We start from the raw sequence: 25,372 nt of genomic DNA on the forward strand, positions 1-25,372 counted from the left end.
CTGTGAGGTTGATGCTAATGGAAAACAATGATCTAATAGCTTATTTGAAAGAATATTACCCTTGCACCGATAACAACAAACTTACCAAAATTCTAAATATACCCTTGTGGAAATTAAGAAGAATAGTATCTAGAAATAAAATATATAAAAGCCCCGAATACCTACACAAGCAGCATGCGAAATTAATGCATGTAAAAAAACAAAAATATCTGGCTTCAATTCCTGAATTACAACCCACGTCCGAGCAAGTAAACATAATTGTCGGAAGCATACTTGGTGATGGTGGCCTTGATTATAGCCCTAGAAGTAAAAATGCCTATTATCGAGAGCATTTTTCCACACAGCAAAGGGAATATAGAATCTGGAAAGCCAAAAAGTTAGCAAACCTAGGGTTTAAAATAACAAAGAATAATCATTTAAAAGGACCGTCCCATCCGTTTTTTACGGAATTATCCAGAAGCTTCTATCCTAATGGAAGAAAGGAAATAACCAAGGATAACATTAAATTACTTTCCATGCCAATAGGACTTGCTTGCTTATATTTTGACGATGGAACCTTGGTCATAAACATTCGGCAGAAAAAGAAAACTATCGATTTAAACCCTAGAATTACACTTTCATCGCACTACTTCACCCAAGAAGAAAATATTATTTTATCAAACCACCTCAAAGAGCATTTTGAGCTAGATTTTAATGTAAAGAAGGTGCCTTTTGGTCATGGGTATTGCCTGGATACGGGCAAAGGCAGTACAATAGCAAAACTCCTTGAACTGGTGCGACCTTTTGCTATAGAAATTCCCTGTATGCAGTATAAAGTTGAGCTAGAAAACAGATATTTTTTAATAGAAGAAAAGTTGACCTCAAGCTATAAAAACAAAACTATTAAATTCCGGGACTTAAGCACCACCCCTAATAATTATTCCTTACAAGATGAAACAAAAATAATTACATGGAAAAAGGAAGGCATGACTGATAAGCAAATTGCTGAAGCTCTCGGGAGAAATTATTGGGGTATCGTGGACAAAATCAGGCGCTTAAGAAAAGAAGGCAGACTGTAGTATATTTTAAAGCCGGCGGAAAATCCGCCGGCTTTAAAAGCAGTGTTATCTTAAAAGTTGTAATACTTGCTGCGGCTGTTGATTTGCCTGTGCTCTTCCAGGCCGGTTCCTTTCGGCAACCGAACAGACTATATCTTCATCCTACCTCAGTCAGTAGGAGCCGGGCACTTCGAGGCTGTTACCCCTACGGACTTCATCGCCGTGGCTTTTGCTTTAGGCGGTATGTCCTAGTCGTTGAACCTTCCCCAACCTTTCGGTCCAGGGGCTTGGCTGCTGATTGGCCAATCCCGCCGCTTTTTGCACCTTCGCATTTACCGTTTCCGGTTCCGCTGTGGTGCGGCAGGCTCTAAGGCTGTTCCAGCAATTCACCCGGTGGTACTCCTGGAAATTACTCTCCAGGACGCCTGTGAGTCCGTCTAGGCTTATGCTGCCCAACGAACCTCAAGCATTGCATTTGCAGCTTGCGCCAGGATGTTCATCTTGGTGAACTCCATCATCTCCTTGGCCATGTCCACATCCCTGATTCGGGATTCAGATGCCGTTAAGTTTTCAGCAGAAGTGCCCAGGTTATTAATGGTATGTTCTAGACGATTTTGGTAAGCACCCAGTTTGGCCCTTTCAGCAGAAACTGTTTTAATTGCTGTATCTATCGTTGTAATAGCGGAAGAGGCACTATCTTTAGTTGTAACGTTAATAGTACCAACACCTAAAGCTTCCGCCCTCATGTCACCAATGGAAATACTCATCTCCTGGTTTTGGTTTGCTCCGATTTGTAGCGCAAGCGCTCCATTTGCAGTTATATCAAAAGTTGCTAGGTTCTCGTTTGCTGTAGCCGACATCACGTTTCCGTTAAGTTGCAATTCAAGTCCCTCGTACGTCCCGCTTGTTACGGTAATAGAATTTCCACGGGCAATGTAATTTGTCCCTATCGTTGCTTCGGTGATAGTTGCATCATTGCCGTATAAATCAATCGCTGTGGCCGCAGCTTCCAAGTCTCCTGCATCACCATTGATTACTAAATTAGCTGCAGAACCAACATCCGTTGTAGTAATTGTTAAATCCGCACCAGAAACGGAAGCCGTCACTCCAAGTTTGTCAGAGTTTGCATTTATCAAATCCCGCAGAGTTGCGGCATCAGTAACGGCTGTACCTGTAGCAGTATAAGTGAGGGTAACTCCATTAATATCAAATGTTTTTGTCCCGGCCGTAGCAGCAATTGTTATAGTTGTTGTTGCCCCACTAGCAGCAGTCGCACCTGTAATATCTATATTGCCAATGGAAGTATTTGCTGTTCCGCCAGATACTCTGATCCAGTCTGTAGTAACACCAGCTACAGTCTCTACAGTAAAGTTTGTGGTTAAACCTGCTCCACCGTTTAGCAGTTTTTTGGTGTTAAACTCCGTAGTGCTAGCAATTCTGTCAATTTCTGAAATCAGTTGATCAATCTCTTTTTGGAGTTCAGCACGATCATCGGCAGTATTAGTATCATTTGATGATTGGACAGCTAGCTCGCGCATACGCTGTAAGATACTATGTGTTTCATTTAATGCACCCTCAGCGGTTTGAATTAATGAGATGCCATCCTGGGCATTTTTTGAAGCCATTTCCAAACCTCGGATTTGACCGCGCATTTTTTCGGAAATAGCCAGACCTGCGGCATCGTCGCCGGCACGGTTGATACGTAAACCAGATGATAGTTTTTCCAACGATTTAGATGTACCTACATTGTTAGAAGACAGCTGACGATAGGTGTTAAGCGCTGCAATGTTGTGGTTAATCCTCATCTTTTTTCCTCCCTCTATAATCTTTAATTTTCTTTGAAAATCTCGCTTAATCTTAGATTTTCATTTGTACAAAGTCAATCCTCTTGGACAATATGCCTATTTTTGTATATATCTGGATTAACAAGTGTATACCGACAGAATATGCGTCTTTTAAACGTATTTCGGCCATGTAATCCACTTGTTCTCCGGTGGCAAACCTCCCATGTCTCACAGGGTCTGTGCCCCTAAATTCCTTCGTACTGCCTGCCCATGAGGTGGATGTCAGCCTTGCTCCTTTGCTGGGTCAAATGCCCTTATGGATAAATTTCAACCTGACTATTCCGGCTCGCTTTGTCAATGAACGTAATCTTTAATTAAGCAAGGTTTTTTTACATTTCCAGCACCGCTTGATTGCTTGTTACATTGCAGGAGTTTGACTGTCAAGGGGCCGCGATAGCGGCGACGCAGTCTTTACCCTTGACTGGCAAACGGATGAAATGTAACATTGTCAGTTGCGGTGCGCTTTTTAGGCGGCTTCCTGTAATTCTTGCCTTCTTATATCACTCATCATTTTTTGTGGGTCATAAGCTACGCCTTTTCTCAGTAAGGTGTAAAATATCCTTATGAGCTTACAGCATAAGAGTACTAGCGACTGTTTCTTTTTGAGCGGGTTCTGTGGCCTTGTTGTGTAGTACTGGTGTAGTTCTTTAAATTCGTTGTTCTTAGCCACTATGGGCATAATCCCTTGAAATAACAACGATCTTAGCCTTTTTCGCCCTCGTTTGCTAATAGTTGTTTGGCCCTTATGCTTTCCTGAGCTATTTTCTTTCAGGCTTAGTCCCGCCAGCTTCTGTACCTGCTTTGGATGTTCAAACCTTGTAATATCCCCTACTTCAGCTATAAACCCTGCTGCTGCTATGAGGCCTACTCCCTTGATTTTTAGCATTTCTTCAATACCGGGAATCTGCATGGCTAATTCTTCTATTAGAGCCATTGTCCTTTCATATTGCCTCTGCAGCATTTCATATTCTTCTAGTAGTGTGGCAAGTTCATTTTGAGCTGCTCTTAATCCTTCTCGTACTCCTACTGATATCTTTGCTGCCTCAACTAGTTGGCTGGCTCGTCTAACTCCAACAGCTCTGCTGATTTCTTTTCTCCAGCTGGCAACTATGCCTTCGACGCCTTTTTCAAGTACTTTATCCGGTGTTGGAAACTCTTTTAGCGTTACTATTGCTGCTTTGCCTTCCCAATCCCCAAAGACTCTGTTGAACTCCGGGAAATATATGCTTATCCAGCGTTTAACTCTGTTTCGGATGCTGTTAAGCTGCTTCACTAATCTTAAGCGGGTTTCCATTGCATTTCGTAAATCGCTGTAAATTCCTTCGGGAATGTACGGTTCCATGTATCGACCGTCTTTTACCAGCATGGCAATGGTTTTTGGGTCCTTTCGGTCATTTTTGGTCGGATTATTATCATCCAATTCTTTGCTTCGCTTTACGTGAAACGGATTCACTAGTACTATTTTCAGCTGGTGATCCTTAAGATGCTGGGCAAAGGTAAACCAATAGTGTCCCGTAGGCTCCATCCCAACCATTACCTGCTGCTTCTGCTGTTGTTTTGCCACACTTTTTACCCACTCAGAAAATGTCTTGAAGCCGTTGTTGTCATTATTGAATTTTAGTAGCTTAGCTAGTTCTACGCCTCTGTAATCGAAAGCTCTGGCGTAATTTGTCTCGCTAGCTACATCTACACCAATGATTAAAGTCTTTTCTGTTATTTGCAAAATTCTTGAGTTCTGGTTATACTTCATATTGAGTACCTCCTCTGTTATTTAAGGGTCGCTAGTTAATCGACACCTCGACACCTCGTATGTTAACAGGAGGTACTTCTTTTTTCAAAGCTCATTTTAATTCATTACAGGAATGCTCCTTGAATTTTATTTCGGCATCCTTGCCTGGGAAATCTAATCTCGGTGGCCACCGGAGATTTCTAGTATTTATATCGGATACTTATTTACAGAACTTTAGAGCGCGCGGATAATTTTTCTAGGAGGAGAAAGGGTTAAAAGTTTTGAGTGTTTAGCGTTGAGTGTAAAATTTAAAGCAAAAGTTTTTAATTGCCTGGGCAAAATCTTTATCATAATTTCGAAAAAAATGAGCCGAATAAATAAGCGGCCGAAACTGTTGGCTCTTTGCTAAGGTATTCAAGTATAGGTTGTAAATTTATATCCATAAAAACCCGCCCTGTCTTTCTAAATAGCATGTTATTAGATTGCTTTAAAAAACTTAACCCACATTCTCCGCTATTACTTGACTGATTTTGCGCAATGTACCTTCAACCTTAGCATTTCTGACTTTAAGATGCTCAAGTTCCGCGCCGTTAACTTCATTTTTATGTTCAATAGCTCTTAAGGTTCGATAGATATCATCTTGCCTGTCTTGTAATTCGTCAAGCTTTTCCGCAAAAACGTCAAGCCTTTCCTCAAAAGCATCAAACTTTTCCCCAAAAACGTCAAACCTTTCCTCAAAAGCCTCAAACTTATCCGCAAGTTTTCCCAAATTGCTTAAAACCAATTCAAACATCTGTTTAGTTTCTTTATCCACAAAAATCCCACCCAAGTGTTATCGCTGTTTCAGTACGTATATTCTACTCAAAATTATTTAATCCTGCCATATAATTTCCAATATACAATTTAAGGTTTATATTGCCTTAAACAGCTAATAGCCCTACTGTTAGCTGTTAGCTACCGGAAGTTGAGCAGTCTCTCCCGGTACTCGTATTTCATGTCTTTCTGCATGTACCTGATAAAGCGGTTTAAAAAAGCGGCGGCTTCGGCCCGGGACATGGCCTCGTTGGGTAAGACATAACCGTTGTCCCCGCTGACCAGTCCGATTTCGGCACCCACATAGACGGCGTCCCTGGCCCAGAAGGGGATGCCGGCATCGTCTTTGAAGCCGGTTTCGGTGTTATACATGGGGGCCAGCCCCTCGAAGCCCAGGGTTTTGATAATGATAGTTATTGCTTCCGCCCGGGTCAGGGGTTTGTCGGGCTCGAATTTGCCCCCGCCCACACCGCTGATAATGCCTTTCTCACTGATGGCCTTAATATGCTTATAATAAGGGTGGTTGACCGGCACATCCATAAAGGGAGACACTTCTGCCTGCTGCTGGTTCTGCCGGTAAGGATAGTAGCGGGTCACAGGCTGCTCCTGGGGGAGCAGTCCTGCCAGCTGGGCAATGGCCCAGGCAAATTCTCCCCGGGTCATGTTGAGCCTGACCCCCACGTACTCTCCCTTAACAGGCAGCGCTTCCAGGCTGGCCAGCCGTAAGATGTCGTCCTGGGCCCAGTGGCCTTTCACATCCCGCAGAAAAGGAATGGGCAGCCGCTTCTGCGTGGGGGAGGTTAAAAGCTTAGTGTTATCCTCCCCCCTTACCCTGCCTGACTTATCCACCAGACCATCCTGGTCAAATTTGGGCATATTATAACTGTAGCGTAAAATCTGCTCTTCCTGGACGGTTTCCAGGTAACCTCCGGCAAAACTGATCTGAGTCGGCTCATTGGGCCGGTACGACAAGTCCCTCGTCCTGTTAAAAGAAAGGTTCAACTGGTAAGTGCCTGACCACTCCTGCCGGTACTCCTCTTTAATACCCTCTCTCTCAATTATTTTCTTCCCTGAGAAAGTGATGGTGTTGTCAATTTTCTGGGTTTCGGTGTTTCCCCAGGCATGGTCGTAGCCTACTGTTTCTCCCCAGCTTTCGATTACAACCGTACCCTGGTCCTTATTAAGAACATAGGTTTTGCGGGCATTCCAGTTACCGCTGAAGTAGTCGACTCCCGGCTTATTGTCCGTCAGGATTGAACGGTGGAACTGATAGTCGGTCAAAGTGTATTTGTCTTTGCCAACAGTGATGGTTTCCGTTCCCTTGTCCACATCGGTGACAGTCACAGTCTGTCTTTCGGCCAGCTTCTGCTCGAGGGTAGATTTGAAGCTGGTGTTGCGGGACAATTTAATCTGCCCTGTGGCGTCGGCCAAGGTGTAAGTAATTCTTGTTTGGACCGCCTCTCCCCGTCCAGACTGGGTTACCCTCATTTTACCCGTCAAAAGCACAGGCTTGCCCGTAATAAAGGTTACCTCTTTGTAATCAAGCTCGTTGGCTATGCCCCCTTCCAGGTGGCTGTTAACCTCCCCTACAGCCATAGCCAGGTTAGGGAATATTAAAAGCAAGCAGGAAAGCAATATTAAGCTGCGTAAAATTTTCATTGTGAATACCCCTGGGTTGAGTTATGAATTTTGAGTTATGAATTTTGAATTTTGAATTTTAAATCTTGGATTCCTTTTATTGCACAAAAACTATTATTCCCTGCAACTGGTCGTGGATTAAATAGAGGGAGTCTCCTGTCTTAAGATCATCCACAGTAATTGGCAGATCGTCCTTGTAAATGATGGCATTGCTCAAGTCGAGGCTGAGGGGGAAATTATTGGCCCTCCACTGGTCGTAGGATTCGCTCCAGTCGCTAACCCTGTCCAGTTCCAATCTTTTGGTTCCTGAATTAACCGCTGTAACCCGGCCTATGCTTGTCTTCAATACGCCAGGCCTGCTGTAATAGTCCCACAGCGTCATGAACGTTGTTTTTTCGCCTTGGGTTACGGCAAACACATAGTAATCGCTGTCATAGTACCGGCTCCAGCGGCTCTCGGCAAATTTTCCGGCAGCAATTTCCCGGTTGGCAGCGAGGGTGGTGTCCACAATGACGGTGTCGTTATCAAAGGACAGGTCCACATCGCCCCGGTGGACCGAATCCCACTCATTATCTTCGAAACGGCTGTAGGAATCCAGCTCATATTCATTTTCGTCAACGGAACTAATTCTCCCTCTATAAAACTTAAATTCTGCAGGGTAAAAATTTGCGGTTGATAGCACAACCACGTCCTGCTCGTTTCCGGTACCGTTTGTTTCCATAAATACACGGTCGTAGTCGGTTAAGTCATCCCCATCCACCAGTTTGCCGTTTCTCACCACTATCGTCCCCGGGTTTAGATTTAAGAGAAGGCGTTCATGTTCCAGTTCAATCCGGCCGGCGCCCCAATCGATTTTTTCAATTTTATCGCTGAATGTACCGGCCACGCCGTTCTTCACCACCAACTGCACCCCTTCATGCCTGCCAAAGCTATCGGTGAAAGCCAGATAGATCTCGCTGCCTTTAAACTGCTGTCCCAATTCTTCCGGGCTTATAGCCCTCCCACCGGCGAAGATCCGCACGTCGGGAGCCAGGTTGACAAAATCAAATCCCTGGGCAGGGTACCACTGGCCGTAGTAGAACTCTTTCACTCCGCTTAAGGCGATCTTCAATCCTTCCGGGTAAATTTGCTCCATCCTGCCCTTGATGATCCGGACTACCTTCCCCGCAGAGCCGGAGACCTCAATTTTGTCCACTTCCCTGGCAGCCACATCCCGCAGGTAGAGCTTTACCCTGTCCCCCATCTGCAAGCTGCTCAAATCTTTCCATGCTCCCCCTTTGCTGACCCAGGTACCGGAGGTGATTCTATATTCTTCCTGTTGCCCGTTGTCGTTTAAAATCAGCAGGGTGCCGGAGCCCACCTCTTTCAAGCGTCCCGTGATGACGCCGCTTTGCGGCGGCGTATAACCGGGAAGTTCTGGCCCCAAAGTACCCTTGATACTTCCTACGGTGCTGCCGTTTAAGGTTAATGTCAAATCCTGGCCAATCAACAAATCCTGCAGGGAAGCAGGGCGGTTATCAATAATTACCGGGACAGTTTTAGCCACGGAAAACTTCTGCTCCACACCCGCCGGGTTTAGCACCGTAAGCTCCGAATTTCCCGGATCGATGCTTTTCAACTGGCCGAAAACCATACGTGACGTGTTAGTCCAGGCCTGAATAAAGCTTACCTTGTTATTTCCCTCAACTAGCACACTCACTCTGTCGCCGGCGGCCAGCAGGGAACTGTCACCCAGTTTGCCGTTTTTATAGACCACCACTTCCCGGTCAAGGCCCTGTACAGGCCCGGTTACAAGCAAAAAGCGTCCGCCGGAATCAGTCTTGATTTCAGTTGCTTTCTGGACTTTGAGATTCTCCTGGCGCTGTTCTTTGTTAATTACGTACCCGCTTTCCAGCGTCAGGCCCCTTTTTTCTGCCAGCCTGGGATTAATGCGGTCCAACAGGGCAGCCATTTCTCCCCGCTTAATCGCCCCCTGGGGGTTAAACCGGTTGGAGGAAACCCCTGACATCAGCTTCTCCTGCAGCAGGCTTTCAACGGCAGGCAGGTAGGAGGGTTCAAAAGAGGTAACATCACTAAACCCGTGAATCAGCTTTTGCCTTTCCCCGTACACGGGATTTAACCCTAACGCTTTGGCCGTCCAGTAGGCCACTTCCTGGCGCTGGGCCGGTTTGATGCGGGCAGCTTCCAAAGCTGCCCGCTGCGGTTCCGTTAACACCCCTGCTTCCACCGCAGTAGCCAAGTATCCTTCGATTAGATAAGAGTTAAAGTTCTTCTCCTGGGTCCCGTTTTGGGCCGCCAGGGCTTCGGCCAGCGCCTCCGCCTTGGAAGCCTGCCCTAAGGCGCGCACCAGCAGGATGATAGCCTGTTCCTTAGTCAGGGAACCTTCGGGCTTGAATTTGTTGTTGCCTACACCGCGGATGATTCCCTGGGCCGCCATTTTGGCAATAGGCTCTTTGGCCCAATGGTCTTTGGTGTCGGTAAACTGAACCTGTTTCAATATGCCGGCTGCTTCCGGCATGCCGTAATACTCAGGCAATGCAGCCTTGGCCCGTAGCGGTACGACCGTCAAACAAGCCACTGCCAGGAAAAAAATTGCTAAAGACTTTTTCATTTTTAACCTCTTGCAAACGAAATTATTGATGAACTATAGTGAAACCAGTCCCGCTCCATAATACATCCGAGCTATGCAAAATAACTAGAATTTAATCTTATTACTGGGCAATCAGCGCTAATTTTACCGGTTTAACAGGTTTAAAGATAATGGTGGAGGTATTTAAGCCCTTCACTGTCTCAGCCTGCTCCCACTTACCAAGGGAATCATTGTATATGTAAAGCCGCGCTTCTTTGCCCGCCGGAAGACTTGCTTCTGCATACCGGAGATATAGAGTTAGCTCATCGAAGAAAAGTCCCATGGCAGTTTTCTGCTTCCCTTCCTGCTTTTCCCAGCCGATGCTGTAGATGCCCGACAGCAGTTTGGCATTTTTGGGGAGACTCCTTATGGCCCTTTCTGCCTCCCGTTGGCCCAGATCGGCAATTACCAGGTTGGAATAAACATCCTTTAACTTGGCTGAACTGCTGTTCCAGTGCTGGGGTGCCAGAATGCTCTTGGGCTTAAAGCTTAGCGTCCCCCACTTGCTGGTGATGAAAATATCGGAACTTGCTTCCGCCAGCGCTGCCCCATTAAACTTAATCACCAGCAGGGGCCTGTCATATTCCTTGGAGCGCAGGTCGACTACCTGCCCGGCTTTGGAGAGAGCCTTGGCACTGGGTACCACAACTTCCACAGCGTCTGTTCCGGAGCTAAAAATAACCTCGTCCGGTTCGGGTATGGAGCGGTAGCCATCGGGTGCGTTATCCTTGGTAACGGCCGAAGCATATCCGGTCATGTCGGAGAGCCCCAGCTCGTTGACTGCCCGCACTTTAAAGTAATACCTGGTATCGGGTTTCAGCCTGGTGGCGTAGTATCTGATTTTGCCCCTGATCTGATTCAAAGGGTCGGTGCCGTTGACCTGGTCCAAAAAGCGATACTGTCCTGTGGAACCGGTGCTGATGTATACTTCATAATTGTTGACAAAATCAACCGGATACCATGATAGTTCTATAGTATCGTAATCCTTGGCACTGGCGTCCAAACCCATGGGAGTATCAGGAGCACTGCGGGGTTTGTAGTAGTAGAAACCCTGCTCCAGGCTGTTCCAACCTCCGTCGGGGTTGACTACCCTTACCTCCTGCCAGCCTTCGGGACCTGCAGGAGTTACCGCTTTTAGAATGGTTTTGCCCTCTACGGTTACATCCCGGGCCTGGGCTCCCCCGATATAGACTTGGGCCCCGGGGCTGAAGTTTTGCCCCGTAATGGTAATGCCCGTTCCACCGGTGGAAGGACCTTCAGCAGGTTCAACCTTCGTAATTTCCGGCGGAGTAACTTTTATATATTTAAATCCCTTTGGTTTGACGGCCTGCCCCATATCGGCGTTCAGCACCAGCACATCCACAAACCCTTCCTGCCCGGGGGGCGTTTCAGCGGTTATAGTTCTATAGTCCACCAGCCTTACGTTGGTTGCCGGGTAATTGCCGAACCAGACCCGGACCTCCTTTTTCTCGCCGTTGGCACCGGTATCTTTAAACCAATTCCCCGTAATTGTTACCGATGTGCGACCGAGGGTCGGACCCTGGCTTGGTTTTATTTCCGTTATTTCCGGAAAGCTCAAGGGCTTTTCATAGATAAATCCGTTTTCTTTAATGGCGCTGGCACCATCATAATTGATGACTACTACATTTTTAGCACCTTCGGTGTGGGGAGGGGTTTTGGCCACAATTTGGGCTTTTCCCTCACCTGCCGTATCATCCACGGAAATGACAACGGCTTCTTTTCCCCCGATAATAACTTTGGCCCCCTGCCGAAAATCAGTCCCCGTAATTACCACCGGCATGCCGCCGGCAGTAGACCCCCTGTCGGGGCTGATGCTATGGATAGAGGGGTTGCTGTCTGGATAGAGATAGCGAAATCCCTCTTTTTTCAGGGCAACAGCACCGTCAGGGTTGACTATTTTTACTTCTTTATAGCCAACCTGGCTGGGCAGAGGAGGATCCCCGGAAGCCGGGGTTAATATTGTAATGCTGTCTGGGGATACGGTTCCGACTACAGTAGCCTCCCGTTCCCCGATCAAGACTTTTGCTCCCGGCACAAAGTCCTTTCCGGTAATTGTCACCAAGGTACCTCCCAGGTAACTGCCCTGGTCAGGCGCCAGAGAAATAATCTGCGGAACGGAAGTCACATACTCGAAAGCATTTTTTAGAGTGAAACTGCCTAAATAGACTGAATTGGTCACGGTCACATCCACTTTCCCCGCTTTACCCGGGGGAGTTAGCGCCGTAAGCCGGTCATAACGCTCCAGGACCACGTCCGCAGCAGGCTTTCCGCCGAAGTAGACCCAAGAGCCAACCCTGAAATCATCGCCGGTAATGGTAACCCAGGTGCCACCGGCCACGCTTCCCTTAACCGGGTCCAAACCTGTTATTTTCGGTTCGCTTTCGGGCAGTGCGTATTCGATGGCAGCAAACCACTGGTCCAGCCCGCCGTCACTGTTGAGCACTGTTACATCAACTTTGCCTTTTTCATGGGCCGGCGCTTTCACCCGGATTAGCCCTTGCGCTTCATCAAACTCGACAATGTTTACTTCAGTTGTATCAAAGAGGACTTTTACCCCTTTGCGCAGGTCAACACCGGTAATCAAAACATCTGTCCCCCCGGTGGTCGGCACTTTAGCAGGGCTGATGGCCGTAATCCGGGGACTGCTCCCGGGACTTTTATAAGTGAAACCGCCTTTTAGCAGGGCTACGCTGGCGTCGGTGTTGATCACCATCACATCGTAGGTTCCGATGTCACCGGCAGGGGTTATGGCGGTTAAAGTGCGGCTGCCCTCCCACTGCACCTCGCTTGCTTGGTAAGGCCCGATAAATACCTGGGCTCCGGGCCAAAAGTCCTGGCCCGTAATTTTGATTTTGGTGCCACCGGCCTTGGGCCCTGTGTTAGGGTACACGCCTGTAATTTTTGGTGATGTCTTTGGCGTTTTGTACTCGAAGCCACCGGCTTTCACCGCCGTAGAAGTATCATCTAGATTGCTCACTGTAACGTCATAAAGACCGGGCAAGTTAGGCGGAGTAACGACCCGGATTTCATTGGGGCTGATAACTTCCACACTTCTAGCCGGTTCCCAGCCAAAATATACAGCTGCATCGGGGTTAAAGCCCTCACCGGTAATCACTACCGGCGTTCCGCCCGTTTCCGGGCCTTCGTGGGGTGTAATCTGATAGATCTCTACTTTACCCTGAGGTTTTTGCAGCCTGAAATCGTCCCACTGGGCGGAGCCTCCGTCGCTATTGACTATCTTGATGGAGACAGCTCCTGCGTCAGCTTCGGTAAAGGTGGGGACCCTAAATTTAATGGTAGTCTGGTCCACCACTTTAACGCTGGGAGCCGCCAGGTCGTAAACTTGACCCGATACGGTACTAAGCTGCACCCTGGCGCCGGGATAAAACTGCTCTCCTGTCACGGTGATGACATTGCCGCCATAGATTGACGCTTTTTTAGGGCTTACGCCGGTAATCACCGGACTGGAATAATAGAAAAAGGCATCTTTTTTGACAGCGGAATACTCATCGTACTGGCCGTCGCCGGGATCGTAGATCCTGTTCGTTACTACTACCTCTTTTAAACCGGGTTCGCCGGTGCAGGGGGGCGTAACAGCGCTGATTTTGCCCGAACTTTCCACCACCACGTCAGAAGCCGGCTTGCCACCCACCAGCACTGTTAATCCCGTAGCAAACTGTTCCCCATAGATGACGATTTTTGTGCCCCCGGTTACCGGTCCCTGGGCAGTGCCGGGCATTTCCCCGTTTTCATCGAGGGAGTAGACTGCATCGATTACAGGCCGGTATTCACCCAGTTGATAGGTAAAATAGACCGGGTTGGTAGTTTCCCCGAAGCTGTTTCGCACCACTACCCGCTTGACCCCGGGGGTAAATTTCGGAGTGACGGCGGTAATTACCTTGCCATCGGCGGAAACCTGGACGGAATCCGCCGGCAAAACGGCCCGGTTCGCCGGGTCCTGCTCATCGATAAACAGCACCTGGGGTATCTCATTTCCCTCGTTGAAGTTGGCGCCAAAAAGAGTGACCTGGGTTCCACCGGCAGTAGGTCCAGTATTGGGGGTGACAGTGGAAAGCCACATGTTGGTGCCTTTAAAAGTAAAGCCATTTTTGAGCACGGCGGTAGCCCCGTCGGGGTTCACCAGCACCACATCATAAGGTCCCGGGGTGGCTACGGCGGGCAGTTGGCCTTTAACCCGGAAGGTGGAACCTATCCATTCGATATCCTCCTGCCTGAATACCAATTTATAATCGTCAACAATGGCCCCGAAATAGATCTGGGCCCCGTCCCGGATATCCTCTCCATACACATAGACCGTAACCCCTCCTGCCTTAGGTCCCGTAGCATCACCGGTTGCCGGGTTGATAATGCTCATAAGTTTTGGACTGCTCTCCGGGCGGATGTAAGTGAAGCCGTTTTTTAAGACGGCTTTTTCCGTCACATCAGTTCTCTTCACTAAAACCGTCACGTCAAAGGACATGCTGCTGCTGCCCCCAAGCCAGCCTTTGGGAGTGGTGATGGTTATGCGTGTGGGGCTTTCCACCTTAATATCCCCTTGGGGTACCTCGTTGTTGCCGATATAGACAGCAGTTGTCACATCAGGTTCCCCGTAAGGGAAGTTATAGCCGGTGATGGTTACGGGTGTTCCCCCTAGCACTGAACCCTTGCTGGGAGTTACCTCCGTGATACCCACAGACTGCTTAAACTCAAAATTGACGGTAGAGGTGTCGCTTTTTTGCCCGTCCCAGTTTACAACATGCACATTCACTTTGCCCGTTCCATAGGGGTAAAAAGGAGTAATTACCCTCAGCCTGGAAACGCTCTCCACAGTGACCTTATCCTCATCGGCTTTTACAGTCCCGAAATACACCTCTGGCTTTTTGCCCTGGGCATTGATTAAAAAATCGGAACCCTCGATGAGGACCTCTGTACCGCCTTCCGGGCTCACTGCGTTAGGCGTAATTTTGGTAATCACCGGGTTGCTCTTAGTCGTGTAAATAAAACCGTCGGTAACGGTGTAGGAAATCTCAGGGTCATCCGTTTTGGCAACTTTCACATCTACCGTACCTGTGTTACCGGGAGGAACGGTAACTTCCAAAGTGTTGTCATCTTTAATGGTAAATGTGGCAGACTGACTGCCGAACAACACCTGCAGATTGGCCGGGTCACCATTTGAAATTGTAGAGAAATTGAGTCCTGTAATGATTACCTTGTCGCCCACTTGCCCTGAATTGGGAATGATCCCGGTAATTTCCGGCAGCAACACATACTCAAAGGTGCCATATGTCCATGCCCCTCCGTCGGGGTTTTTCACCGTAATTTGCACCGTGCCGCTGCCGGCAGGAGCATTGACCGTGAGGGTTTTACCGCTGACCACAATCCCGTCGCCCCGTTCACTGCCAAAGAGCACATCTATTTTGCTTGAGTCGGGGAAAAACTCTCCGTTGGCCCCGTCGCTAATAGTTACCTTTGTACCTCTATTCCCTTTGGACGGGGTGACAGTGGTAAAATCGGGCACACTTTTTCGATAGTAAAATGTTTTATCGGTGGCGCTCAGGGTGGCTTTGCCGCCATCGGGATTGACTACCTCCACAGTTACCGCCAGTTTCGTCACTTCCGCGGGAAAAACAATATTGGCGTTGGGAGGAACAGTAGCCGTTATCTCCGTCTTGGCGCTGTTGACAGTTGGGTTGAGGGCCTCCACGCCGCCCAGAAAAACCCTGGCTCCGTCCATGAAATTTTGGCCGATGATTTTGATCTGCTTACCCCCTATGGTGGAGTCTTCGGCAGGCTTGCTGCCGTTAAGATCTGTCACTTCTTCAATACTGGGCACGCTCACGTAGGTGAAAGCGTTCGCCTTTACCGCAGATTGCAGGTCCTGGTTTACGACCCTGACGTCCACTTGGGCAGGGTTAGCGTAGGCTGGGGTTTTTAGGACAATTTTAGTCGTACTTTTGGAAATGTAATTGGAGTCGGGTACAACCACATCGCCAAAATAGACGGCTAAACCCACCGTACTAAAACTGCTCCCGGTAATAGTCACCTCCGTACCTCCCGTTAAAGGCCCGGAACTGGGGCTAACCCCCGTTATACTAGGCGGGCTTGCGGCAAATGCCCGGGGAGTAAAACCGGGAAAAAGTGTAAACATTTGGAAAATAAGCAAAAGGTAAGCTATCAACCTGTTCCTTTTTAGCATATCAACACCTCGTCAAGTCGCCCGATGAGCAATTTTGCAGCTATAGATATTGAAAAACTACCTGCAACGAGGTAGTTAATTTTCTTTTTTGGTCTGAACAATCTGCAGGATGGTTTGCAAAGCATCCTTGTTGATTAAAGCAGCTTCAGCGTTTTCCTTTTTAATTTCCTCATATATTTCCTGCCTGTAAATGCCGACAGAAGCGGGGGCTTCGATGCCCAATTTAACTTTATCCCCTTCTATGCTGAGGACCGTTATTTTGATATTTTCGCCTAATAGCAAGGCCTGGTCCTTTTTTCTGGTAAGTACCAACATCAGGCTTCACCGGCTTTCCGAAGCAGCCTGTCTGGTCGTAAAAAGCTGGTGCTTGGTATGGTATTTGGAATTATCCAGGATAACCTGCTTGGCCAGTTTGTGCTGCAAATTAAATACTAAAGGCCCGGCAAGGTTAGCCGTGGTTAAGGCCACACTTTCCGGCACCGTAAGAATATTATAAACTGCCACTTGCCGGCGGTCGGTTATTTTAAGCTTTTGCAGCAGTTCTTCACCCAGATCCACATGGTATCCCGGGAAAAACGGGAAAGGGTCCACCGTTAAAAAGCCCACATTGGAATCTTCCAGGGAAAGGAGCCAATGAAAATAAGGGGAGCCTGCAAATGGCAACAAAGCAAATTTTTGCAGCGTTTCAAAACCGGGAAGCCCCTCCTCAAAAGCATAAACATCCTGCGGTAAAACCTCGACTTCGCCTAACTGCCGGTTGTAGATCTGCATTTCACACCCCGCCTAATAAATGATTCTTCCGGACACTGAACTTGGGTTCAACCAAACTGCTGCTGAGCAAAAAACAAAACGGGAGATTGCCGCAACGCGAATACTAGCGCAAAAAGTTAAGCAGCGTGGGCTGCAAAATCCGGGCCCCGGTCATGAGTGCCGCCTGGTAAACCGCTTCCTGCATGGCATAAGTCATAGATACTTCCGCAATATCTATATCTTCCAGCTTGGAAGTTAATTCCCCCAAATCCAGATTTACTTCTTCCGCCCTGCTCTTGGCCATTTCCAGACGGCGGGACTTAGCCCCTACGGAGGCCCTCTCGTTTAAAATCGCATCCATCTGCTTGTCCAGTTCCCCAATGCTGGCTGAAGGGTCCCCGGAGGAATCTTCCAGGGCGGTTTTTAAATCTTTCAAAACAGTAATCATCTGGGGCTCATAGGGCGGGGTACCTACTGTACCTCCGTTAAACACCTCCCCGGTAGTATTGATGGCTATGGTTACCCCGGGACCGATTTCCCAGTTCATTTTGGAGCTGTTTCCACGAAACTGGTTACTACCGTCTACGGGAGGATTGGAAGTATTGGTGCCTCCGAAAATGTACCTGCCTGCATAGTTGGTATTGATGATCTGCTTTGCTTCATCTATCAGCTGGCCTATTTCCTGCGCGATAGCTATTCTGGCGTCCTGGGAAGCTGTACCGTTGGCCCCTTGCAGGGCTAACTCGGAAGCCCTCTTCACTACTTCTCCCAAATTGGCCAGTGCTTGATCCGTAGCTTCCAACCAGCCAATGCCGTCCTCCATATTTTTTATGTGGGTTTCCTGTTCCGAGAGGATTGATTTCATCCCCATGATGAGGGTAACATCGATGGGGTTATCGGAAGGCCTGGACACTTTTTTCCCGGAGGACATCTGCTCCTGGGTTTTGCTCATCATATTCAAATTGCGGTTTAAATTTCTAAGCAAGTTGGTATGCAGCATTTTGTTTGTAACCCGCACTTATTACCACCTCTATCTCTTCAACCCCAGTACCGTTTGGATCATTTCGTCAAGAGTTGTAATAATTTTGGCCGCCGCTTCATAAGACCTCTGGAACATCATCATATTGGCCATTTCTTCATCTATGGAAACCCCTGAAACTGATTCCTTGCGACCGTTGAGTTGGTCCACCAGGGCTTGTTGGTTAAACTCGTTGGTTTTTGCCGCGTTGGCTGTAACCCCAATGCTGGAAATGAAGTTTTTATAATAGTTGCCAATGGTAGATTTCCCCAAACCGTCCAGGGCTGTCCTGGAGAGCTGGTAAATCTGCAGGGCAATTTCCCCATCGCCTTTGTTGTCACTGCCAGGGGTACTGGAAGCGGCTATCATGGAGACATCGCTTGCGATGGCAGAGTTTAAGCTTATAGTCAGTGCAGGGTCTGTCGCATCGTACTCGAAGAAATTGATACCCGAGGGAGCAGTCGCGCCCAAACTGTATCCTGTCTGGTGCAGCTTATTTATTTCATCGGCAAGTGTACTAACCAGGGTATTTAAATCCTCCCTGTACTTGTTAACATTTTGCCTGGTATTTTCCAACCCTTTCATTTGGCCGTTTTTAACAACCACCTGGTAAACGACGTCGGGAGGACCGGCAACCGTAAGCTGCAGTTTTTCGTCTCCTTTTATCGCAGGATCATCGCTGAAACTCAGCAAGTTGACAATATTGCCGTCCACCAGGTTTACCGCCTGTTCGGAAGGCGGTGAGACGGAATTATCCAATACGTTAATTTGAATATTAATGGAGCCTGTGTTTGTTTCCTCGTAACTATAGTCGATGATCTTTGCCAAATCATCCAGGAGCGCGTCCCTTTGATCCCTTAGATCGTTCGGTTGATCGCCGGCAGCCTGGATAGCCTCAATCTGCCCGTTGAGGCTGGCAATTTTATTGGTGATGGCGTTGATTTCGCTGACCCTTATGGCAGCAACCTGGTTGAGGTCATTGTAGACTGTGTCCAACTGCCGGGCCAAGTGATTTAAATTGTCGGCCAGAGTTACCGACAGTTCTTTAAGACTGGTCCTGATGGGGGAGTTTTCCGCGTTTTTGCTCAGTTCGCTCCAAGCTTGCCAAAAGTCGTCAAAGATTTTGGAAAGGCCTGTATCCCCGGGCTCCATAAAGATGGTTTCCACCTGGCCCATGGTCTTCCATTCTTCCTCGTACCGGCCCAGGCTCTGCAACTCGGCGCGAATCTGTTTATCCAGAAAGAGATCCCGTATTCTCCGTATCTCCGCAACATCCACGCCGGTACCCAGTTGCCCGGCCCCCCCTGGCCTATTTAAGGAGGGCAAGGGAAAAGGCGCCGTTGTTTCCATAATCGCCTGCTGTCTGGTAAACCCGGGCGTGTTGGCGTTGGCTATATTATGTGCTGTAGTGTTTATAGCCTTTTGCTGGGCAAATAAGCCCCGCAAGGCTGTATTAAAACCGAAAAATGTACCGGACACGTTTCTATAACCACCTTACTTTAGTTAATTTTGAATTTTGAATTATGAATTTTGAATTAAAAAGAAACGAAACAATTCATAATTCAACATTCTAAATTCAAAATTATAATTAAACGCTTTTGTCCAACTTGAGACTTGGCTGTGCAGAAGAGGTGACTTGGCCGTTTTGCCCGTAAGTTGCCTGGCTTTTTGTCATTACAACTCTCAGCATTTTATTGACGTAGGCCAATGACTGGCGAATCAACAGGTTGTTGGTTTCGTTCAGTTCTTTTAATTTAAGAAAGTTTTCCTTCAAAGTTTTGCCAATGGCCGCCACCTGCTCGCTTCCCGGCAATTCTGCATCCGTCAGCTCTTTTAAGGTCAGTTGACCGGTTAGTTTCAGACGGTCAGCCAGTTCAGTCTGCAGGGCAATTCTCTCTTTTTCCAGCACTGCTAACCGCTCGCTTAACACCTGCTGCTTGCCGGTAATTTCCTGGAGTTCGTCCAGATTGTCGGCTTTCAATGCCAGCAGTTCTTCCTCCCCAAGCCGCAGCAGTTCCAGCACCAGGTTGTTTTGTTTTTCCAGAAGCATACCTAAGGTAGCCAGACTCTTGTCCATCCCGTTCACCCTAATTTCTCTCTTGTACTATTTCCCCATACAGTTTTTCCGCCAGCTTGGCGGCAGGGACCTGGTAAGCATTGGCAGCTAATTTCTGTTTAAGGCTTTTAACTAATTCTTCCCGTACCTCAGGGATGTTGCCGGCCTTTTTTTGCAGCCGGGCTATTTCTTTTGCCTCAGCGGAAAGCTCAACTGAATCGGCCTCTGCCTTTTCGTTTTTCAGGATTTGCCCCGCCTTTTGGTAGGCGGAGATGATCTTGGCCCCTTTCGCGCCGTTCACCGGCCCTTGGCCCTGAATTTTCACACTAGACACCACCCACGTTAAGAGTTAAGAGTTAAGAGTTAAGAGTTTTGAACCATGAGATTCAAGTTTCGTCTAATCGCTTACGTATATAGGAGGTTTATTATTTATATCGGCTTTTTATATAAAAACTTGAGGGCTTTTTGCGTTTTTACCGGCTGACAAAATTTATAATTTCCCCGGCAATTTGCGGTAAGGGAACAACTTTATCGGTAAGGCCGGCCTCAACCACTGCCCGGGGCATGCCGTAGACGACACAAGAGCTTTCAGCTTCTGCGAGCCCATAGGCCCCCTGTTCCTTCATGGCCTTAAGGCCCCTCAGCCCGTCATTGCCCATCCCGGTCATCACTACCCCCAGGCTTTTGCCGCCGTAAACCCTGGCTACCGATAAAAACAGCACATCAACGGAAGGTTTGAAGAGTGTCTCCACAGGGGTTTCCTTGGACAGCCTAACCCGCACTTGGCCATCCTCCCTTACCACTTCCATCTGCCAGCCTGCCGGAGCCAGCAAAGCTCTTCCCTTCTGCACCAAATCGCCATCGCCGGCTTCCTTGACAGGTATTGTCCCCAAGTCATTTAAACGTTGAGCCAAAGTAGCAGTGAACCCTGGCGGCATGTGCTGTACGATCAGCATGGCAGCCGGCAGCCCTGGAGGCAGTGAGCGGATCAGGGTGTGTAATGCCGCAGGACCACCCGTACTGGTACCTACGGCCACCACTTCAATTTGCTTTTTACTGGCAGCAAAAAATTTAGGGGGCGTTTTGGGAGGAGTAAGTAACAGCTCCGGTTTCCTCAGCCGGCATACCTTGGCCACCTGCACTCCGGCAGCCATTTTAACCTTGCGCGGCAATTCGTTGGCAAGCTGCCCTATCTCGGTCCTTTTTTCCGGTTTGGTAACAAAGTCTACCGCCCCCAACTCCAAAGCCTTGATGGTAGCCTGGGCCCCGTTGGTTGTTACAGCGCTTAGCATCACGACCGGAGTAGGTGCTTGACACATCAACTGTTCCAATGTTTCCAGGCCGCTTATCCCGGGCATTTCTACATCCATGGTAACCACATCCGGTTTGAAGCGCTGGACTTTGTCCAGCGCTTCCTGGCCGTCCCTGGCGTAGCCCACCACTTTAATCTCCGGGTCAGCTTCCAGCATTTTAATTATAACTTGCCGCATAAAAGCTGAATCGTCTACTACCAGCACTTTAACCTGCGAAGGCATATGATTCAACCCCTGTTTGTCCAATCAATCCTCTTACGTCCAGAATCAATGCAACCCGTCCATCCCCCATAATTGTGGCTCCGGCCAACCCTGCTACCTGTCCGATGTACTCGCCCAGTGATTTGATGACTATTTCTTGTTCACCAAGCAGGGCATCTACTACTAATCCTACCCGCTTCTCCGAGATGCCGCACACAACCACCGGGAACTTATCGGGCAATTCTCCCTGGGCGCCCCCGCCATGCAGCACTTGGCGCAGCTTGACCAAAGGCAGAACTTCTCCCCTGACCAGGACTACGTCCCTCTTTTGCACCCGCTGAATATTCTTGCGCTCCACATTGATAATTTCCACCACACTGGACAAGGGGAAAGCAAAAACGCTCTCATCCAGGTAGACCAGGAGAGATCTGTTGATCGCCAGCGTCAAAGGCAGTTTTATGGTAAAACGGGTACCTTTGCCTTGCACTGTTTCTATATCAATGATGCCGTTAATTTTTTCAATATGGTTGCGTACAATATCCATGCCGACGCCCCTGCCGGATACATCGCTGATAGTTTTAGCAGTAGAAAAACCCGGCAGGAAGATCAGGTTGATGGCCTCGCGTTCACTGAGTCTGGCAGCCGTGTCAGGTGAAATGAGACCTTTTTCTACGGCTTTCCTGCGCAGCTTATCAGCATCAATCCCCCGACCGTCATCTTCAACGGTAATGATGATTTGGTTCTCCCGGTGGAACGCATTCAACCGCACGGTGCCTTGCACCGGTTTCCCCAGGGCTTTTCTCTCCTCCGGGGATTCAATGCCGTGGTCAATGGAGTTGCGCAACAGGTGAATCAAAGGGTCGCCAATCTCCTCGATGACAGTCCTGTCCAGCTCCGTTTCCCGGCCTTCAACGATAAAGTCTACCTCTTTACCCGCCTTTTGCGCCAAATCCCTGACCATGCGGGGAAAGCGGTTGAAAACTTGCTCGATGGGGAACATCCTGGCCTTCATAATCTCTTCCTGCAAATCGGTGGTAATCCTGCCGATATGGACAGATACCTCCTCCATGGTTTCAACCATATCCTGGTTACCCAATTTATTCTTCAGTCCCTGGCCCACATCCAAAAGGCGGGTCCGGTCAATCACCAGCTCGCCGACCAGGTTCATCAAATTCTCCAGGCGCTGTACATCAACCCTTACCGTTTGGGTCACTTTTGCAGCCGCCGCGCTGCCTTGGAAGGCTTTTTTCCCGCCGGTAGATCCTACTGCGCTCTTTTCGCTTATCACCGGGTCAGCAGCCTTGTTCTCCTGTTCCGTAACTACCGGTACGACAGCCACACTATCAATTTCTGAAACTGATTTTATAATATTAGCAACGGTATCAGCATCCTCCCGGCTGATGAGCACCAGCTCAAAAGTACGGTCAAACTTCTCTTCTTCAATTTCCTGAATAGATGGAATGGTTTTAATGACTTCTCCCGCATCTTTGAGGTTATTAAATACAATATATGCCCTGGGAGCTTTCATCAGGCAGTCTTCAGCAAGCTTAACCGCCACATGCCAAATGTGGTAGCCTTTAACTTCCGCAGAATTAATCACGTTTTTTTCAATATCGTCCAGTTCCAAAGCGCTCACCTTTACCTGCTCGGTCTGAATTTCCGTCGCCCGCTTATCTACAGCCGGCGAGACAGGTTCTGCAGGAAGCGTTTCAATTACCACACCCTCGGCCGCTTTTTTAAGTTTGGCAATTACCCCTTCCACATTAACCTGCTGGTCCTGCCCGCTCACTATTTCGTTCTTTAAGAGCTGCAGGTTATCCAAAGCTTCCAGCAATAAATTAACAATTTCTGTGGAAACCGCCAGGTCCCTATGGCGCAAACGGTCTAACACATTTTCCATGGCATGGGTCAGATGCGCCATTTTATCAAAACCCATAGAAGCAGAAGAGCCTTTTAAGGTGTGCGCAGCCCGGAAAATCTTATTGAGCAGTTCCATGTTCTCCTTATCCTGCTCCAATAAGATGATGGATTCGTCCAGTATTTGTATTTGTTCTTCCGCTTCATCCAAGAAAATGCCCAGGTACTGGGAAATATCAAAATCAGATGTCATTCTCCAAACCCCCTGCTATTCAACCCTAGCTGCGGCCTCTGCAAAGCTCTGCTGCTGCAATTCCTTTTGTTCCTTTTCATGCAGCACTTTATCCAAATCCAATAAGATTATTAACTGTTCCTGCCATTTGCCGACGCCCCGCAAATAAGCGGAGTCAATTCCTGCGGAAATCACCGTCGGCGGCGGCTCAATGTTGGCCACCGGTAGGCGCAGCACTTCCGATACCGAATCCACGATCATCCCTACAGTAACCCCTGCAACTTCCACTACGATTATCCGGGAATGCTGCGTTTCTTCTGAAACAGGCAAGTTAAATCTTTTATGTAAATCAATTACAGGCACTATTCTACCCCGGAGGTTGATTACACCTTCAACAAAATGGGGTGTCCTGGGCACTTTGGTAATAGTCTGAAGCCTGATAATTTCGTGGACTACAGAAATATCGATGCCGTAGGTCTCTCCCCCGAGATTAAAAACCACCAACTGTTCTTCCGCGTTAATATTCTTTTCTTCCATTAATATTCACCCTTTCATATAGTTATATTTTTTAATCACTAAAAAAGCAGGTAATATCGGAAAGTATTGGATACATGATCAAGTTCAATAAAATTGAAAAAAATCCTTTTCTTCTTCGACTTTTTGTCTAAAAAATCGCAGATTGAAAGAAAAAAGCCGGCATTGTGCCGGCCTAAAGTTATAAACCTCGGTAAATACTGGATCTTCGGGAAAACGTGCGGTACTTTGTTCTTCTCCTGCCATTGATGATTCTGAGAGTAAGCATAATTGCCAGCAGGACAAAGACAAAGGAAGTAAGCCGTACCCACCAGTCAAAAAGGGTAGTCCTGTTTTGAACCGCGTTTTGCGCTACCAGCTCGACCCGACCAATTTCCTCATTTTCCCATAAATATTGAATTTCTCCCACTTTTTCTCCTTTTCCCACCGGGGCCTTCAGTGGCAAAAGGTTAATCTTAGCCTGAGGAAAGACGGGGGTCCACCTGGACTGCAGGTATGCCAGGTCCGATATAGGAGTTATGCTCAAGTTTTGTCCTTCCAGGCTGATTTCGGCCACAGTTTCCCCTTTTCGGGCCAAGGATTGAGTGTAATAGTTTTCAAAAGCGTAATCCAGCAGCTTTTTGCTGTCCGATATAACACTGCTCTTAGTTTGGCTGCCCAGAACCACAGCTAAATACGTATCTCCATTCCTGCGGGCTGCGCTGACCAAGCAATTTTTTGCCTGACTGGTATAGCCTGTTTTTACTCCTATAGTTCCTTCATAAGTAGACAAGAGATCATTTTGGTTAATTAAGGTACTTTCCCATTCGGCCCCGTGCCATTTTCTGGTCTTGGTAGCCACTATTTCCCGAAACTTCGGATTTTCCATAGCGGCTCTGGCGATCAGAGCCAAATCGTAGGCTGTCGTATAATGCCCTTCTGCATCCAAACCGTTGGGGGTGACAAAATTGGAATTAACAGCGCCTAATTCCTGCGCCTTTTTGTTCATCATCCGGGTAAAATTTTCCACATTTCCCCCGATATACTCCGCAATGGCGTAGGCTGCATCGTTGGCGGAATTTAAAAGCATGGCGTAAAGCAAGTTTTCTAAACTCTGCTTTTCTCCCGCAACCAAATAGACCCTGGTTCCTTCTACCCGCACAGCTTCCTCGCTCACGGTAACCAGATCATCCAGCTTTCCTTTCTCCAGGGCAATAAGGGCAGTTAAAATTTTGGTTGTACTGGCGGGTGCCCTTTTGACATGTTCATTTTTAGCCCAGATGACCTGTCCACTTGTCATTTCAAGCAAAATCGCCGATTCTCCATTAATCTGGGGTTCCTGTATGGCCCAAGCAGGAGCCTGAGCTAACGGTGATGCTGCGTAAAGAACAGCTATTAGCACGACAAAGGCCAAGGAACGCCACAAAAAATGCATTGATTTTTCTCCTCCCTGGGTAAAATAGTACACCCTATTATACCATATGTTTTTTCCGGAAAGGCTTGTTTTTTCTTTCCAAGCAAGAAC

At 48.0% G+C, this 25,372-nt stretch carries 17 protein-coding genes; 1 reads left to right on the plus strand and 16 read right to left on the minus strand.

Going from position 1 to position 25,372, the window contains the following annotated elements:
* Window positions 1-17: 17 nt before the first annotated feature.
* A complete protein-coding gene (locus EYS13_RS06970) occupies window positions 18-1,058 on the plus strand; it encodes an endonuclease (protein WP_227767273.1) in 1,041 nt (346 codons plus the stop codon).
* A gap of 422 nt (window positions 1,059-1,480) precedes the next feature.
* On the opposite strand, the gene EYS13_RS06975 is transcribed toward EYS13_RS06970, so the two are convergent.
* The 16 genes from EYS13_RS06975 to EYS13_RS07050 form a co-directional block, all read right to left on the minus strand.
* Entirely contained in the window at window positions 1,481-2,842 is a 1,362-nt protein-coding gene (locus EYS13_RS06975) for a flagellin N-terminal helical domain-containing protein (RefSeq protein WP_227767274.1), read from the minus strand.
* 505 nt (window positions 2,843-3,347) lie between these two features.
* Complete coding sequence (locus EYS13_RS06980) at window positions 3,348-4,631, minus strand: IS110 family RNA-guided transposase (protein ID WP_227761964.1); 1,284 nt, start codon at window positions 4,629-4,631, stop codon at window positions 3,348-3,350.
* A gap of 475 nt (window positions 4,632-5,106) precedes the next feature.
* Window positions 5,107-5,424 carry a hypothetical protein gene (locus EYS13_RS06985; protein ID WP_227767276.1) on the minus strand — a complete coding sequence of 106 codons (318 nt, stop codon included), beginning with the start codon at window positions 5,422-5,424 and terminating at the stop codon, window positions 5,107-5,109.
* 140 nt (window positions 5,425-5,564) lie between these two features.
* Window positions 5,565-7,082: an S-layer homology domain-containing protein gene (locus EYS13_RS06990; protein WP_227767277.1), complete on the minus strand. Its 1,518-nt coding sequence runs from the start codon at window positions 7,080-7,082 to the stop codon at window positions 5,565-5,567.
* Between the two features lie 76 nt (window positions 7,083-7,158).
* Window positions 7,159-9,672 (minus strand): S-layer homology domain-containing protein, encoded by a 2,514-nt coding sequence (locus EYS13_RS06995; protein ID WP_227767279.1) that lies wholly within the window; start codon window positions 9,670-9,672, stop codon window positions 7,159-7,161.
* A gap of 100 nt (window positions 9,673-9,772) precedes the next feature.
* Window positions 9,773-15,907 carry an IPT/TIG domain-containing protein gene (locus EYS13_RS07000; protein ID WP_227767281.1) on the minus strand — a complete coding sequence of 2,045 codons (6,135 nt, stop codon included), beginning with the start codon at window positions 15,905-15,907 and terminating at the stop codon, window positions 9,773-9,775.
* A 75-nt stretch (window positions 15,908-15,982) separates the two neighbouring features.
* Window positions 15,983-16,222, minus strand: coding sequence for a carbon storage regulator CsrA (gene csrA / locus EYS13_RS07005; protein ID WP_227767283.1), 240 nt, complete (start codon window positions 16,220-16,222; stop codon window positions 15,983-15,985).
* A gap of 6 nt (window positions 16,223-16,228) precedes the next feature.
* Entirely contained in the window at window positions 16,229-16,678 is a 450-nt protein-coding gene (gene fliW, locus EYS13_RS07010; protein WP_227767285.1) for a flagellar assembly protein FliW, read from the minus strand.
* Between the two features lie 103 nt (window positions 16,679-16,781).
* A complete protein-coding gene (gene flgL, locus EYS13_RS07015; RefSeq protein ID WP_227767287.1) occupies window positions 16,782-17,675 on the minus strand; it encodes a flagellar hook-associated protein FlgL in 894 nt (297 codons plus the stop codon).
* 12 nt (window positions 17,676-17,687) lie between these two features.
* Entirely contained in the window at window positions 17,688-19,154 is a 1,467-nt protein-coding gene (gene flgK / locus EYS13_RS07020) for a flagellar hook-associated protein FlgK (protein WP_227767290.1), read from the minus strand.
* A gap of 109 nt (window positions 19,155-19,263) precedes the next feature.
* The gene (flgN, locus tag EYS13_RS07025; RefSeq protein WP_227767292.1) at window positions 19,264-19,752 is read right to left on the minus strand and encodes a flagellar protein FlgN; all 489 of its coding nucleotides are present in this window, start codon (window positions 19,750-19,752) and stop codon (window positions 19,264-19,266) included.
* Window positions 19,753-19,762: 10 nt separating this feature from the next.
* Window positions 19,763-20,056, minus strand: a complete 294-nt coding sequence (flgM, locus tag EYS13_RS07030; protein WP_227767294.1) for a flagellar biosynthesis anti-sigma factor FlgM — start codon at window positions 20,054-20,056, stop codon at window positions 19,763-19,765.
* Between the two features lie 148 nt (window positions 20,057-20,204).
* Window positions 20,205-21,266, minus strand: coding sequence for a protein-glutamate methylesterase/protein-glutamine glutaminase (locus EYS13_RS07035; protein WP_227767296.1), 1,062 nt, complete (start codon window positions 21,264-21,266; stop codon window positions 20,205-20,207).
* On the minus strand, window positions 21,250-23,355 hold the full coding sequence (locus tag EYS13_RS07040; RefSeq protein WP_227767297.1) for a chemotaxis protein CheA: 2,106 nt from the start codon (window positions 23,353-23,355) through the stop codon (window positions 21,250-21,252). Before EYS13_RS07040 ends, EYS13_RS07035 begins: the two co-directional genes overlap by 17 nt.
* A 15-nt stretch (window positions 23,356-23,370) precedes the next feature.
* Window positions 23,371-23,871: a chemotaxis protein CheW gene (locus tag EYS13_RS07045; protein WP_227767299.1), complete on the minus strand. Its 501-nt coding sequence runs from the start codon at window positions 23,869-23,871 to the stop codon at window positions 23,371-23,373.
* A 178-nt stretch (window positions 23,872-24,049) separates the two neighbouring features.
* The gene (locus EYS13_RS07050) at window positions 24,050-25,282 is read right to left on the minus strand and encodes a D-alanyl-D-alanine carboxypeptidase family protein (RefSeq protein WP_227767301.1); all 1,233 of its coding nucleotides are present in this window, start codon (window positions 25,280-25,282) and stop codon (window positions 24,050-24,052) included.
* Window positions 25,283-25,372 lie beyond the last annotated feature (90 nt).

It is taken from the genome of Zhaonella formicivorans, from assembly GCF_004353525.1.
Lineage (GTDB): Bacteria > Bacillota > DUOV01 > DUOV01 > Zhaonellaceae > Zhaonella > Zhaonella formicivorans.